The sequence below is a fragment of the Mesorhizobium sp. A556 genome, assembly GCF_054489545.1.
This window is the reverse complement of the sequence record NZ_JBTMXA010000007.1, coordinates 40,682-53,928: the sequence shown is the minus strand read 5'-3', so window position 1 is coordinate 53,928 and position 13,247 is coordinate 40,682. Positions and strand designations below refer to the sequence as shown.

Annotated in this window: 14 protein-coding genes and 2 pseudogenes; 7 read left to right on the top strand and 9 right to left on the bottom strand. The window is 63.2% G+C overall.

Going from position 1 to position 13,247, the window contains the following annotated elements:
* Positions 1-40: 40 nt before the first annotated feature.
* The gene (locus ACX3P0_RS15260) at positions 41-493 is read left to right on the top strand and encodes an SRPBCC family protein (RefSeq protein WP_459089736.1); all 453 of its coding nucleotides are present in this window, start codon (positions 41-43) and stop codon (positions 491-493) included.
* A gap of 61 nt (positions 494-554) precedes the next feature.
* Here ACX3P0_RS15260 and ACX3P0_RS15255 read toward each other — a convergent pair whose 3' ends face one another.
* The 3 genes from ACX3P0_RS15255 to ACX3P0_RS15245 all read right to left on the bottom strand — a co-directional run bounded on the left by ACX3P0_RS15255 (position 555) and on the right by ACX3P0_RS15245 (position 3,463).
* A complete protein-coding gene (locus tag ACX3P0_RS15255) occupies positions 555-1,733 on the bottom strand; it encodes an Mrp/NBP35 family ATP-binding protein (RefSeq protein WP_459089734.1) in 1,179 nt (392 codons plus the stop codon).
* Positions 1,734-1,811: 78 nt separating this feature from the next.
* On the bottom strand, positions 1,812-2,813 hold the full coding sequence (locus tag ACX3P0_RS15250; RefSeq protein ID WP_459089732.1) for an inorganic phosphate transporter: 1,002 nt from the start codon (positions 2,811-2,813) through the stop codon (positions 1,812-1,814).
* A gap of 5 nt (positions 2,814-2,818) precedes the next feature.
* Positions 2,819-3,463, bottom strand: coding sequence for a DUF47 domain-containing protein (locus tag ACX3P0_RS15245; protein WP_459089730.1), 645 nt, complete (start codon positions 3,461-3,463; stop codon positions 2,819-2,821).
* Positions 3,464-3,615: 152 nt separating this feature from the next.
* Here ACX3P0_RS15245 and ACX3P0_RS15240 point away from each other — a divergent pair.
* From ACX3P0_RS15240 to ACX3P0_RS15215, 6 genes and pseudogenes are all read left to right on the top strand, one after another.
* Positions 3,616-4,436: pseudogene (locus tag ACX3P0_RS15240) on the top strand (LysR family transcriptional regulator); the annotation flags it as partial.
* Positions 4,418-6,037: pseudogene (gene fdhF, locus ACX3P0_RS15235) on the top strand (formate dehydrogenase subunit alpha); the annotation flags it as partial. The pseudogenes ACX3P0_RS15240 and fdhF, both read left to right, overlap by 19 nt.
* 82 nt (positions 6,038-6,119) lie before the next feature.
* On the top strand, positions 6,120-6,884 hold the full coding sequence (gene fdhD, locus ACX3P0_RS15230) for a formate dehydrogenase accessory sulfurtransferase FdhD (protein ID WP_459089981.1): 765 nt from the start codon (positions 6,120-6,122) through the stop codon (positions 6,882-6,884).
* Positions 6,874-7,101 (top strand): formate dehydrogenase subunit delta, encoded by a 228-nt coding sequence (locus ACX3P0_RS15225; RefSeq protein WP_459077864.1) that lies wholly within the window; start codon positions 6,874-6,876, stop codon positions 7,099-7,101. The genes fdhD and ACX3P0_RS15225 overlap by 11 nt, the downstream gene beginning before the upstream one ends.
* A gap of 177 nt (positions 7,102-7,278) precedes the next feature.
* Positions 7,279-7,878 carry a bifunctional nicotinamidase/pyrazinamidase gene (gene pncA / locus ACX3P0_RS15220; RefSeq protein ID WP_459089728.1) on the top strand — a complete coding sequence of 200 codons (600 nt, stop codon included), beginning with the start codon at positions 7,279-7,281 and terminating at the stop codon, positions 7,876-7,878.
* 53 nt (positions 7,879-7,931) lie between these two features.
* Positions 7,932-9,362, top strand: coding sequence for a sodium:proton antiporter (locus ACX3P0_RS15215; RefSeq protein ID WP_459077866.1), 1,431 nt, complete (start codon positions 7,932-7,934; stop codon positions 9,360-9,362).
* 6 nt (positions 9,363-9,368) lie between these two features.
* Here ACX3P0_RS15215 and ACX3P0_RS15210 read toward each other — a convergent pair whose 3' ends face one another.
* From ACX3P0_RS15210 to ACX3P0_RS15185, 6 genes are read right to left on the bottom strand one after another with little or no spacing between them, the layout of a single operon-like run.
* Positions 9,369-10,076 carry an ABC transporter ATP-binding protein gene (locus ACX3P0_RS15210; RefSeq protein WP_459089726.1) on the bottom strand — a complete coding sequence of 236 codons (708 nt, stop codon included), beginning with the start codon at positions 10,074-10,076 and terminating at the stop codon, positions 9,369-9,371.
* Positions 10,069-10,797, bottom strand: coding sequence for an ABC transporter ATP-binding protein (locus ACX3P0_RS15205; protein ID WP_459089724.1), 729 nt, complete (start codon positions 10,795-10,797; stop codon positions 10,069-10,071). The genes ACX3P0_RS15210 and ACX3P0_RS15205 overlap by 8 nt, the downstream gene beginning before the upstream one ends.
* Positions 10,794-11,756, bottom strand: coding sequence for a branched-chain amino acid ABC transporter permease (locus ACX3P0_RS15200; protein WP_459089722.1), 963 nt, complete (start codon positions 11,754-11,756; stop codon positions 10,794-10,796). Before ACX3P0_RS15200 ends, ACX3P0_RS15205 begins: the two co-directional genes overlap by 4 nt.
* Positions 11,753-12,634 carry a branched-chain amino acid ABC transporter permease gene (locus tag ACX3P0_RS15195; protein ID WP_459089720.1) on the bottom strand — a complete coding sequence of 294 codons (882 nt, stop codon included), beginning with the start codon at positions 12,632-12,634 and terminating at the stop codon, positions 11,753-11,755. Before ACX3P0_RS15195 ends, ACX3P0_RS15200 begins: the two co-directional genes overlap by 4 nt.
* Positions 12,635-12,925 (bottom strand): type II toxin-antitoxin system RelE/ParE family toxin, encoded by a 291-nt coding sequence (locus tag ACX3P0_RS15190; RefSeq protein ID WP_459089718.1) that lies wholly within the window; start codon positions 12,923-12,925, stop codon positions 12,635-12,637.
* Complete coding sequence (locus ACX3P0_RS15185) at positions 12,922-13,206, bottom strand: hypothetical protein (protein WP_459089716.1); 285 nt, start codon at positions 13,204-13,206, stop codon at positions 12,922-12,924. Before ACX3P0_RS15185 ends, ACX3P0_RS15190 begins: the two co-directional genes overlap by 4 nt.
* Positions 13,207-13,247 lie beyond the last annotated feature (41 nt).

Genomic DNA, 13,247 nt, shown 5'->3' with positions numbered 1-13,247 from the left:
TACGGCTAGCACAAGCTGATTTTTTTCAGGGAGGATCGAGATGGCTTTGGTGATCGAGGGCGAAGAACGCATCGCAGCACCCATACAAAAAGTATGGGAAGCGCTCAACGATCCGGCGATACTCCAGGCGACGATTCCCGGCTGCCAGAGCCTCGAAATGGAGTCGCCAACCGAGATGGCGGCGACAGTGGTGTTGAAAATTGGACCCATCAAGGCGACGTTCAACGGCGAGGTGACGCTGAAGAATCTCAACCCCCCGAACAGCTATACCATCCAGGGCGAGGGCAAGGGCGGCATCGCCGGCTTCGCCAAGGGCGGCGCGGACGTGACGCTGGCCGCCGACGGCGCGGATGCGACCATCCTGAAATATGCGGCGAAGGCCGATGTCGGCGGCAAGATCGCTCAACTAGGCAGCCGATTGATCGAATCGACCTCGAAGAAGCTGGCCGGCCAGTTTTTTTCGTCGTTCAACGAGAAGGTGAGCGCCGGCTGACTCCCTTTCCCCTCCCCCTTGCGGGGAGGGCCGGGGTGGGGGTCGCTCAAGGCGAGAAAAACTACTCGAACACGATGCTGGGCACCGCCGCGTCGGCAGCGCCTTTTTCTTCCTGCAGCCGCTCCCAGACTTTTGAGGCGATAGCGCGGTAAATCTTGGCTTCGGCTCCGTCCGGTTTCGAGGCGACGACGGGCCGGCCTTCATCCGAGCTTTCGCGGATGCCCATTTCCAGCGGTACTTCGCCGAGGAAGGTGACGCCAAGCCGTTCCGCCTCGCGCCTCGCTCCGCCATGGCCGAAAATGTCGTAGCGCGCGCCGGTGTCGGGGGCGATGAAATAGCTCATGTTCTCGACGATGCCGAGCAACGGCACGTCGACCTTCTTGAACATGTTCAGCCCCTTGCGCGCATCGATGAGGGCAAGGTCCTGCGGGGTCGAGACTATAACGGCACCGGCCAGCGGCACCTGCTGGGCCATGGTCAGTTGCGCGTCGCCGGTGCCGGGCGGCATGTCGACCACCAGCACGTCGAGCGGCCCCCACTCCACCTCGCGCAGCATCTGCGTCAGCGCCGAAATGACCATCGGCCCACGCCAGATCATCGGCGTTTCTTCATCGACGAGGAAACCCATCGACATGACCTTCAGGCCGTAATTCTCCATCGGCTTGAGCACCTTGCCGTCGACGGTCTGCGGCCGGCCGCTGATGCCGAGCAGGCGCGGCATGGAAGGCCCGTAGATATCGGCGTCGAGCACGCCCACCTTCAACCCGTTGGCGGCAAGGCCAAGCGCGATATTGACGGCGGTGGTGGATTTGCCGACGCCGCCCTTGCCGGAGGCGACCGCGATGATCGCCTCGATGCCGGGCACCCCGCGCTTGCCATGGCTGTGCGAAGCGGGCGCGTGCGGAGCGGGGCGGGCCGCCGGCGCATGGGGTGGGGCGGCAGGCCGGGGAGGTGCTGCGCGCGCCGGGACAGCACTTTCCATGCCGCCGCCCTTTTTCTCCGCGGTCAGGGCGACGATGGCGCTGGCAACGCCAGGGATCGCCTTGACGACGCGCTCGGCTGCGGCGCGCAACGGTTCCATTTCCTTGGCGCGCGCGGCCGGAACGGTAATGGAGAAAAAGACCTTGCCGTCGGCGATGAAAATCTCGGAAACCATGCCGAGTTCGACGATGTTGCCGGAGAAATCCGGCCCGCTGACCGTCTTCAGGCGTTCGAGAACGATTTCATTGGTGACGGACATGACGACGCTTTCCTCAATGCGGTGCTGCCGCTGAGATAGGGTAATTGGGCGCGCATACCAAGCGCCACATTGCCGCTCTCACCCTGCCAGGCTGATTACGAGATAGGTAGCAGCTGAAATCGCCGCCGTGGCCGGCAGCGTGACGACCCAGGCAACGACGATGCTTTTGGCGACGCCCCAGCGCACGGCCGAAACGCGGCGCGCAGCACCGACGCCGATAATCGCGCCGGTAATGGTGTGCGTCGTCGAAACGGGGACGCCAAGCCAGGTGGCGGCAAACAGCGTTATCGCGCCGCCTGTTTCGGCGCAAAAGCCCTGCATCGGGTTCAGCCGCGTAATCTTCGACCCCATGGTGTGGACGATGCGCCAGCCGCCGAACAGCGTACCCAGCGCAAGCGCCGACTGGCAGGTCAGCACCACCCAGAGCGGTACGTAGAAAGTGTCGCCCAGCATGCCTTGCGAATAGAGCAGCACGGCGATGATGCCCATGGTCTTTTGCGCGTCGTTGCCGCCATGGCCGAGCGAATAGGCCGAGGCCGAAATGAATTGCAGGACGCGAAAGGTGCGGTCGACGGCAAAGGGCGACTGGCGCACGAATATCCAGGCGACCGCCAGCACCAGCACGAGCGCCAGCAGGAAGCCGGTCAATGGCGACAAGACGATTGCCGAAACCGTCTTGAACAGGCCGCCCACGACGATGGCTCCCGTTCCCGCCTTGGCGACGCCGGCTCCGACCAGTCCGCCGATCAGCGCATGCGAACTGCTGGAGGGAATGCCGACGATCCAGGTCAGGACGTTCCAGACGATGGCCCCGACAAGGGCGGCGAAGATGACCGCCGGCGTGACGGTGTTGGCATCGATGATGCCGGTGCCGAGCGTCTCGGCGACGTGAAGGCCGAAGAACAGGAAGGCGATGAAATTGAAGAACGCCGCCCAGAACACCGCATATTGCGGCCGCAGAACCCGGGTCGAGACGATGGTGGCAATAGAATTGGCCGCATCGTGCAGGCCGTTCAGAAAATCGAAGACCAGGGCGATGGCGATCAGGCCGAAGAGCAGCGGAAAGGCGAGGGTTTCCATGAAGATCAGACGTTCTCGACGACGATGCCGCTGATTTCGTCAGCGACGTCCTCGAAGCGGTCGACCACCTTTTCCAACTGGCCGTAGATTTCCTTGCCGACGATGAACCCCATCGCATCGTCGCCGGTGTGGCGATGGAAAAGATCCTTCAGCCCCTGTTCGTGCAGATCGTCGGAGCGGTCCTCGAGGCGGGTGATCTCCTCGGCGATGGCGGTAAGACGCGGAACGTTCGCGCCGAGCTTGGCAAGCAGCGGGATCGCCTCCGCCACCAGGTGGGAAGCCTCGACGATGACGCTGCCCATTTCCTGCATCAGCGGATCGAATTCCGTCTTTTCGAACAGCCGCACCGTTTTTACGGTCTTGTTCATCATGTCGATGGCGTCGTCCATCGACTGGATCAGGTCCTGGATATCGCTGCGGTCGAACGGCGTGATGAAAGAGCGGCGCACCGCAAGCATCACTTCGGCGGTAATGGCGTCGGCCTCGTTTTCGAGATCGACGATCTGCCGGCACCATCGCTCGACATCCGGGCCGCCGGCCAGCATCTGCTGCAACGCCTCTGCGCCGCCAACCACCGTCCGGGAATGCCGCTCGAACAGGTCGAAGAAGCGATCCTCGCGTGGCAGCAATTTCCGGAACCAGTTCAGCATGTCCAACCTCGCAGCGCTGACGATGCGTTCCCATAGCCCCGAGCCACAGCCGGGGAAACAGGCAATCTTGAAAAAGATGTGGGCGGGCCGGCGCGGGTCTGCTTGCGGTCGCAGGCGAATTCCCCAGCTTGGGCTGAAACAGGACGGCTGGAATGATCGAAAAGCTGAAATACTTCATCGCGCTGGCCCGCGAAAAGCATTTCGGGCGCGCCGCCGAGATGTGCAGCGTGACACAGCCGACCCTGTCGGCCGGCATCAAGCAACTGGAAAGCCAGCTCGGCGTCATGCTGGTCAAGCGGGGCTCGCGGTTCCAGGGGCTGACGCAGGAGGGCACGCAGGTGCTGACCTGGGCGCGCCGCATCGTCGGCGATGCGCGCTCGATGCGCGAGGAGATGCAGGCGGCGAAGCACGGCCTTTCGGGGCGCATCCGCATCGCGGCCATCCCGACCGTCTTGGCCATGCTGCCCCGGCTGACGACGCCGTTTCGCGAAAAGCATCCCGGCGTGACGTTTTCGATCCTGTCGCACACATCGATCGAAATCCTCTCTTTGCTGGGTAATTTCGAGGTCGACGCGGGCATTACCTATCTGACAATGAACCGCTTGGCCGCGTGACCAGCGTGCCGCTCTACGAAGAACGCTATCAACTGATCACGGCGATTGGAAACCCCTATTCCGACAGCCGTGACGTGACGTGGGCGCAGGTGAGCGAGCTGCCGCTATGCCTGCTGACGCCGGACATGCAGAACCGGCGCATCATCGACCAGCATCTGGCCGAGACGGGCGAACAGTCGCGGCCGACGCTGGAATCGAATTCGATGCTGGTGCTGTTTTCCCACATAGCGACCGGCAGGTGGTCGTCGATCATGTCGCTTAACCTCGCGGAAACCTTCGGCTTTGCCGAGCCTATTCGCGCCATTCCCATCGTCGACCCCGATGCCAGCCATACGGTCGGCCTCGTGGCCGCGCCCCGGTCTTTGCCTCGCGTATGAAGAAGCGGTTGCGCGAAGGCGCCAAGATCATCGTCATCGACCCGCGCCGCATCGATCTCGTCAAGACGCCGCATGTCGAGGCAGCCTATCACCTGCCGATCAAGCCGGGCACCAACGTCGCCATCCTGACCGGTCTTGCCCATGTCGTCGTCACCGAAAAACTCTTTGACGAAACCTATATCCTTACGCGCTGCGACTGGAGTGCGTTCGAGGACTGGGCGGAATTCGTCTCCGACGCGCGCTACAGCCCTGAAGAGACGGCCAAGGTCTGCCGCATCGATGCCGATACGATCCGACAGGCCGCGCGCCTCTACGCCACCGGCGGCAACGGTGCCATCTATTACGGTCTCGGCGTCACCGAGCATAGCCAGGGCTCGACCGCCGTCATGGCTATCGCCAACCTCGCCATGGCGACCGGCAACATCGGGCGCAACGGCGTCGGCGTTAACCCGCTGCGCGGCCAGCACAATGTGCAGGGTTCGTGCGACATGGGATCCTTCCCGCACGAGTTTCCGGGCTATCGGCATGTCGCCATCGATACGGTGCGCAAGATCTACGAGGATCTGTGGGGCGTGAAACTCGACAACGAGCCGGGCCTGCGCATTCCCAACATGCTCGACGCCGCCGTTGAGGGCACGTTCAAGGGCCTTTACGTGCAGGGCGAGGACATTCTCCAGTCCGATCCCGACACCAAGCATGTCGCCGCCGGCCTGGCCGCGATGGAATGCGTGGTCGTCCACGATTTGTTCCTCAACGAGACGGCGCGCTATGCGCATGTGTTCCTGCCCGGGTCCACATTCCTGGAAAAGGACGGCACCTTCATCAACGCCGAGCGGCGCATCAACCTTGTCCGCAAGGTAATCGAGCCGAAGGCGCGCTATGCCGACTGGGAAGCGACCCAGGAACTGGCCCGCGCGCTGGGCCTCGACTGGAACTACACGCATCCGTCGCAGGTCATGGACGAAATCGCGGCAACGACGCCGACTTTCGCCGGCGTATCCTTCGGACTGCTCGAACGCGAAGGCTCGGTCCAGTGGCCGTGCAACGAGAAGGCGCCGCTGGGCACGCCGGTGATGCACATGGACGGCATCATTCGCGGCAAGGGCAATTTCGTGCGGACCGAATATGTCGCGACCGACGAGAAGGTCGGGCCGCGCTTCCCGCTGCTGCTCACCACCGGCCGCATTCTCAGCCAGTACAATGTCGGCGCTCAGACAAGGCGCACCGACAACGTCGCCTGGCACGACGAGGATCGGCTGGAAATCCACCCGCACGATGCCGAGGATCGCGGCATTCGCGACGGCGATCTGGTGCGGCTGTCCAGCCGTTCCAGCGACACGACGCTGCGCGCGCTCGTCACCGACCGGGTAGCACCTGGTGTGGTCTACACCACCTTCCATCACCCGGAAACGGAGGCGAACGTCATCACCACCGACTTTACCGACTGGGCGACCGGGTGTCCGGAATACAAGGTGACAGCAGTGCAGGTAGCGCCCTCCAACGGCCCGAGCGAGTGGCAGGTCGAGTATGACGAACTGTCCCGCCAGACCCGGCTCATCGAATCGGTGGAAGCGGCGGAGTAGGCAGGTGGCCTCGCCTCGCCCTGCTCTGGTGCAAATATCCCGCCTGGCGCATCGCGCCAGCGGGACCGCACGGGCCAATCGCATGGTGCCGGAGGAGACGCCGATTGCGTTTTCCTATGCCGGCACCACCCATGCGGTGATGATGGCCAGCCCCGCCGATTTCGAGGATTTCGCCCTTGGCTTTTCCCTGACCGAGGGCGTCATCTCCTCGCCGGAGGAGGTCGAGGCGATCGATGTCGAGGATCACGGCGGCGGCATCGATATCCAGATAAGGCTGAAGGACAGCGCCAACACGCGCTTTGAGGCGCGGCGACGCCGGCTGGCCGGGCCTGTTGGGTGCGGGCTATGTGGCATCGAATCCATCGAGGAAGCGATGCGCTCTGTCGATACCGTCGGTGCGTCCAAACTTACGCTTGACGCCGCCGACATCGTCCGCTCGGTGAAGCTGCTGTCGAAAGTCCAGCCTTTGCACGCCGAGACGGGTGCGGTGCACGCCGCCGGTTATTTCCTGCTCGGCAACGGCCTGTCGGGCGAAATCGTGATGGTCCGCGAGGATGTCGGCCGCCACAACGCGCTCGACAAGCTGGCGGGCGCGATGGCCAAAGCCGGCATCGATGGCGGTTCCGGCGCGGTAGTCATCACGTCTCGCGTCTCCGTCGAGATGGTGCAGAAGACGGCGGCGATCGGTTCGCCCTTTATCATTGCCGTCTCTGCCCCGACCGCGCTTGCCATCCGTACCGCTGAAGAGGCCGGCATGACGCTGGTTGCGCTGGTGCGCGGCGACGAGTTCGACATCTTCACCCATCCCGACCGCATCGTTTCCGGAGCTGCCAGAAATGTCGCCTGACAAACTCATCTATCAGGTCAACCAGATCGCGACGTTCTTCAAGTCGAAGCCGCACGCCGAGGGCGTCGCCGGGGTGGCGGATCACGTCAACAAGTTCTGGGAGCGGCGCATGCGCCGCCAGTCCTTCGAGATGATCGACGCCGGCGGTAAGGGGTTCGACCCTCTGGTCCTGGAAGCTGCACCTTCCATCAGAAAACCGGTCGAGCCTGCCCTCTAGCGGCGACGGCACGACCGGCCTCAAGCCGGAAACATCCGCATACCGACAGCGTAGACCGGGCTGACGCTGGTATACGTTCCAGCGTCATGGACGGTTGCAGGTTGACCTGACGCCCTATCTGGTCAAGTTTCTGCGCCGGCCGCTTCGCGGCGCACACGAAACCGGAGGTTTGGCTTCATGGCCGGCGAAGCGCTGATTGTCATAGACCTGCAAAACGACTTTTGCCCTGGCGGCGCGCTTGGCGTCAGCGGCGGCGACGAGATCGTGCCATTGGTCAACGCCATGATCCGCGATGCCGAGCATGTCGTGCTGACGCAGGACTGGCACCCGGCCGGCCATTCGAGTTTTGCGTCCAGCCATCCCGGCAGCCAGCCTTACCAGACGATCACCATGCCCTATGGCGAGCAGACGCTGTGGCCCGACCACTGCATCCAGGGCAGCCTGGGTTCTGATTTCCATTCCGGCCTCGCCTGGAGCAAGGCCGAACTGGTGATCCGCAAGGGCTTTCGCCCTGAAATCGACAGCTATTCGGCCTTTTTCGAGAACGATCATGTCACCCCGACCGGCCTTTCGGGCTATCTGCGCGAGCGCGGTATTTCCGCCATCACACTTGTGGGCCTGGCCACCGATTTCTGCGTCGCCTTCTCGGCTCTGGACGCGGTAAAGCAGGGGTTTGGCGTGACGGTCAGGCTGGATGCCTGCCGCGGCGTCGATCTCAATGGATCGGTGGATGCGATGGTGGCGCGCATGCGCGAGGCGGGCGTAACGCTGGTTTGAAACGGCGGTTTACCGGGCAATACCGGGCACAAAATATCGGACGAGGGATTTTTATGCGATTTTCAAGACTGGTGACGGCAACGGCGACGTTCGCCATCTCCGCCTTGTGCTCGGGCGCGGCGATGGCCGCCGAGGGGCACGGCCTGCCCGGTGCATCCATGGCGCTGTGGTGGGCTTTGCCCTTTGCCGGGCTACTGCTGTGCATCGCCACCGGCCCGTTGCTGTTCCATCATGTCTGGGAGCACCATTACGGCAAGATCGCCGCCTTCTGGGCGGCGCTGGTGATCATCCCCATGGCGGTGTCCTTCGGCGCTTCCGCCGCCACCGAAGCTGTGCTCCACGCCATGCTGCTGGAGTACATGTCCTTCATCATCCTGCTGTTTGCGCTGTTCACGATTTCGGGTGGCATCCTGATCGCCGGCAACATCCACGGCACGCCCCTGGTCAATACCGGGCTGTTGCTGGTCGGCTCGATCCTGGCCTCGATCATCGGCACGACGGGGGCGGCCATGATCCTGATCCGACCCATCATCCGCGCCAATGACAACCGGCGCTTCAACGCCCATGTCGTCATCTTCTTCATTTTCCTCGTCGCCAATATCGGCGGTTCGCTGACCCCGCTCGGCGATCCGCCGCTGTTCATCGGCTTCCTGCGCGGCGTCGATTTCTTCTGGACGACGATCCACATCCTGCCCGACACGCTGTTCGTCGGCGGCATCGTGCTGGTGGTATTTTTCGTGCTCGACATGATCCTGCATCGCCGGGAACAGGGCGCGCCGAAGGTCAAGGACCCGACGCCGGACAAGAAGGTGCGCCTGCGCGGCCTCGCCAATCTGCCTCTGCTGGCCGGTGTCATCGCCGCCATCCTGATGTCGGCTTCGTGGAAGCCGGGCATTGTCTTCACCGTTCAGGGCGTCGAGGTCGAGTTACAGAACCTCGTTCGCGACGTGATCATTCTCGCGCTGGCTTTCGTCTCGCTGGCCGTATCGCGCAAGGAATACCGCGAGGCCAACGGCTTCGAGTGGGGGCCGATCGCCGAGGTGGCAAAACTGTTCGCCGCCATCTTCGTCTGTATCGTGCCGGTGGTCGCCATCCTCAAGGCCGGCCATGAAGGCGCGCTGTCGCCACTGGTGGCGCTTGTTACGCTGCCCGGCGGCCAGCCCAACGACATGGCTTATTTCTGGCTGACCGGCTTGCTGTCATCCTTCCTCGACAACGCGCCGACCTATCTGGTGTTTTTTGAGCTTGCCGGCGGCGATCCGCAGCACTTGATGACGGAGTTCGCCTCGACGCTGGCCGCGATTTCGGCGGGCGCGGTGTTCATGGGCGCCAACACCTATATCGGCAATGCGCCAAACTTCATGGTCTACGCCATCGCCCGGCGGCAGGGCGTGAAGATGCCGAGTTTCTTCGGCTACATGCTGTGGTCGGGCGTCGTGCTGATCCCGGTGTTTATCCTGTCGAGTTTTCTTTTCTTCGGATGAGGAAGGTCAACTTACGCCAACATAGCGCTTGATCGCCGCAGGATCGGCGCGCAATTCCGCAACAGCGAGCGTCTCGCGGTTGCGGCCGTTCTCGATGAAGGTAACGCGGTCGGCGAGCGACAGCACGGCGTCGACCCGCTGCTCGACCAGGATGGTGGAAACGCCAAGCTCGCGCAGCCGTGTCACCGTTTCACGGATTTTGGCGATCATCGATGGCATCAGCCCTTCGGTCGGCTCGTCGAGCAGCAGGACCTGCGGCTCGAGGCACAGCGCCCGCGCCATCGCCAGCATCTGCTGCTCGCCGCCGGACAGCGTGCCGGAGCGCTGCTTCAGGCGTTCACGCAATAGCGGAAACAGGTCGAGCACGGCTTCGCGCGTCTGCTTGCCTTTGCCGCGCGCCATCAGGCCGATTTCCAGATTTTCCGCCACCGTCATTTCCGCAAACAGTCGCCGGCCCTGCGGCACATAGGCGACACCCGCCTTCGGCACTTCATGCGCGGGTAGCTTGGTCAGTTCCTTCCCGTCGAGCTTTATCGAACCGCTTGCTGCCGGCACCAGCCCCATGATCGCCTTCAGCGTGGTTGTCTTGCCGGCGCCATTGCGGCCGAGCAGGCACAGCACCTCGCCCTTGTGCAGCGCGAGATCGAAGCCGTGCAGCACCTGCACTTCACCATAAAAACAGTCGAGCCCGGCAATGGTCAGCGCCTCAGCCATGGGCGGTCCCCAGATAGGCTTCCTGTACGGCTTCATCGTCGCGGATCTGCTCCGGCGTGCCCTCGGCCAGTATCTTTCCAGCGTTCATGACGGTGATGCGATGGGCCAGTTCCATCACCACTCGCATATTGTGCTCGATGATGAGCACCGTCGCCTCCTTGGCGATCTCGCGCACCAGCGGGATGAAAACATCGATCTCGGCATCGGCCAGCCCTTGCGTCGGCTCGTCGAGGATAAGCAGGCGCGGCTTCAGCGCCAGCCCCATCGCCACTTCCAGCAGCCGCTGGTGGCCGTAAGCGAGTTGGCCGGCGGGCGTATCCACACGGTCGGCAAGCCCGACCCGCGCCAGCGCCTCCATCACGGCTGTCCGGACAGCACCCCTGCCGCGCCCATCCTCCAGCGTCCGCTGCACCGGCAGGGCGACATTGTCATAGACGGTCAGGTTGGAAAAAACGCTGGTGATCTGGAACGTATAGGCGATGCCGAGCCGCACCCTGCGATGTGCTGGCAGGTCGGTGATATCGACGCCATCGAAGGTTATCTTTCCACCCAAAGGCTCGATACGGCCGCAGACCAGGCTGACGAAAGTGGTCTTGCCGGCCCCGTTCGGGCCGATGATGGCGCGGATTTCACCCGGCATCAGTGAAAAATCGACTGCATCGACGGCGCGCAGGCCGCCGAAATCGCGGGATAGTTTTTTCGTAGTCAGAAGCGGCGTCACGGCAACCACCCAAGCCAACGTTGGCGGATGGTGCCCAACACGCCCTTCGGAAAAAACAGCACCAGAAGGATCAGCGCCACGCCGACGACGAGCAGATAGGCCGAGGTATAAAAGCTTGTGAAGTCGATAACGTAGTACATGAACAGCGTGCCGACCAGCGGTCCGAGCGTGGTGGCCGCGCCGCCGAGCAGCACCCATAAAAGCGGCAGGATCGAATATTGCACCGAGGCGAAATTGGAGCCGACATAGCCGAACAGCAGCGCATAGGCGGCACCTGCGGCGGCGCAGATGGTGCCGGACAAAACGACCGCCGCAAGCTTGGTGGAGAAGGTGTCGTAGCCCAGCATTTTCGTGCGCTCCTCGTTCTCGCGGATGGCCACCAGAACGCGGCCATGGCGGGAGCGGACCAGGGCTGACGTGCCAAGGAGGCAGACGGCAAACAGGCCAAGCGCCGCCATATAGCGCACGGTCGGGTGGATAAGGTTGAGCGTTGCCGAGCCGAGATGAAGCACGCGCGCCGCCTGCGGCACCACCACGCCCTGATCGCCGCCGGTCCATGGCGCGAAATAGAGGATGGCGAGGAAAAACGCCTGCGCGAACATCATGGTCACGATCATGAAGGCGACGCCGGTGGTGCGCAGCGCCAGCACGCCGACGGCCATCGCCAGCGCCGTGCCGCAGAAAAGTCCGGCGGCGAACGCTTCCGGCACGCCCCAACCGAGATGCGCGACGGCAAGGCCCGCGCCATAAAGCCCGACTGAGAAGAACATCGCATGGCCCAGGCTGAGCAGCCCGACATAGCCGAACAGAACATTGTAGCCCATGGCGAACACCGCCAGCACCATGATGCGGGCAAGCAGGCTCTGGTGATAATCGGGCAGGATGAAGTTCAGCGCAAACAGCACGGCAATGACGCCGAGATGCAGCGCATGGACCTTGGCGGAACCCTCTTCCCTCATCGTGCGGTCGTCCCGAACAAGCCCTGCGGCCGGAACACCAACACCATGGCGACCAGCAGGGTGGCGATGATCTTGGCCAAGGTTGGCGAGAAGAACATCGAGACGATGCCGTCCGACAGCCCGATCAGCACGGCGGCGACGACCGTGCCGCGCAGTGAGCCGAGGCCGCCGATGATGACGACGATGAAGGACAACAGCAGCGGGTCCTGCCCCATCAGATAATGCGCCTGGCTGATTGGCACGATCAGCACCGCCGCGATCGCCGCCAGCATCGCGCCAAGCGCGAAGACGCCGGCATAGACGCGGTCGACCGGAATGCCGAAGGCCTGCGCGATCTCGCGGTCGTACTGCGTAGCGCGCATGACGAGGCCGATTTTCGTGCGGGTCAGCACCAGCCACGTCGCAATCAGGATCAGCGCCGATGCGGCGATGATCGACAGCTTGTAGCCGGAATAGCCGAACCAGGGCAGAGCGATGCGGAAATTGAAGGGCGGCGGCACCGGGCGCGCCTCGGGTCCGTAGAAGGTCAGCGCCATCTGCTGGATGATGTAGAGCATGCCGATGGTGGCAACGATGGTGGCTTCCGGGTTGTAGTTCAGCCGGCGCAGCACCAGTTGTTCGGCGACAAGGGCGACCGCGCCGACGATCAGCGGCGCGATCACCAGCGCGGCCACAAAGCCAAGCGCCGGCGGGCCGCCGATCATATCGGTGATCGCCCAGGCCAGCACCGCGCCCAGCATGAACAATTCGCCATGCGCGATGTTGACGATGCGCATGACGCCGAACACCAGCGACAGGCCAAGCGCCGTCAGCGCCAGCACGGAGCTGGTGACAAGCCCTTCAAGGACGGCAAGCAGGAGATGGGGTCCGAAGGCCATTCAGGTGGCAGCCTCGGCCGGAGGCCATTGGCGGGAGGTATGGACTATGGCCAATATCCAGACGGCATCGTCACGCACCTCGTAAACCAGGCGATAATGCTCGTGGGCCAGTGTTTCCCGTGTATCCGGCAGCATCCCGGCATGTCCGGACAAAAGAAACGTGCCCAACCGCTCGGCGGTTGCTCCAAGGGCCTGGTCGACGCGCAACGCCGCGCGTGGGTTGTCGGTCGCGATATAGTTTCTGATGTCAGCGCGGTCATCCTCCGCGTCGGATGACCACCCGACTTTCACGAATCAGTTCCGTCGATGCGACGCTGAAGCTCGGCACGCCGGGCAGCGGCTCTGGCTTCGACTTCCTCGTTGCTGGACCATTTGCCCTCGGCAATGGACTGTCTCGCTTTCTCGACCTTGCGGCGCAGGAATTCGACATAGTCCTTGTCCTGCTGGACGTAGTCGCGCATGAATTCGCGCACGATCTGCGAAGCCGGCCTGTCGGCCGCTGCGGCGGCGTTCATGAAAGCGTCGCGCAGTTCCGGTTCCAGCTTCAGGGTGAAGACGGCTTCCTTGGCCATGGCTCATCTCCGGATTGGTACTGACGATGTATATACGCCGT

Excerpts from the sequence above, each read along its gene's own strand:
- ACX3P0_RS15260 (WP_459089736.1), top strand. The coding sequence starts at position 41 with ATGGCTTTGGTGATCGAGGGCGAAGAACGCATCGCAGCACCCATACAA.
- ACX3P0_RS15255 (WP_459089734.1), bottom strand. The coding sequence starts at position 1,733 with ATGTCCGTCACCAATGAAATCGTTCTCGAACGCCTGAAGACGGTCAGC.
- ACX3P0_RS15250 (WP_459089732.1), bottom strand. The coding sequence starts at position 2,813 with ATGGAAACCCTCGCCTTTCCGCTGCTCTTCGGCCTGATCGCCATCGCC.
- ACX3P0_RS15245 (WP_459089730.1), bottom strand. The coding sequence starts at position 3,463 with ATGCTGAACTGGTTCCGGAAATTGCTGCCACGCGAGGATCGCTTCTTC.
- fdhD (WP_459089981.1), top strand. The coding sequence starts at position 6,120 with ATGGTGCCGGAGGAGACGCCGATTGCGTTTTCCTATGCCGGCACCACC.
- ACX3P0_RS15225 (WP_459077864.1), top strand. The coding sequence starts at position 6,874 with ATGTCGCCTGACAAACTCATCTATCAGGTCAACCAGATCGCGACGTTC.
- pncA (WP_459089728.1), top strand. The coding sequence starts at position 7,279 with ATGGCCGGCGAAGCGCTGATTGTCATAGACCTGCAAAACGACTTTTGC.
- ACX3P0_RS15215 (WP_459077866.1), top strand. The coding sequence starts at position 7,932 with ATGCGATTTTCAAGACTGGTGACGGCAACGGCGACGTTCGCCATCTCC.
- ACX3P0_RS15210 (WP_459089726.1), bottom strand. The coding sequence starts at position 10,076 with ATGGCTGAGGCGCTGACCATTGCCGGGCTCGACTGTTTTTATGGTGAA.
- ACX3P0_RS15200 (WP_459089722.1), bottom strand. The coding sequence starts at position 11,756 with ATGAGGGAAGAGGGTTCCGCCAAGGTCCATGCGCTGCATCTCGGCGTC.
- ACX3P0_RS15195 (WP_459089720.1), bottom strand. The coding sequence starts at position 12,634 with ATGGCCTTCGGACCCCATCTCCTGCTTGCCGTCCTTGAAGGGCTTGTC.
- ACX3P0_RS15185 (WP_459089716.1), bottom strand. The coding sequence starts at position 13,206 with ATGGCCAAGGAAGCCGTCTTCACCCTGAAGCTGGAACCGGAACTGCGC.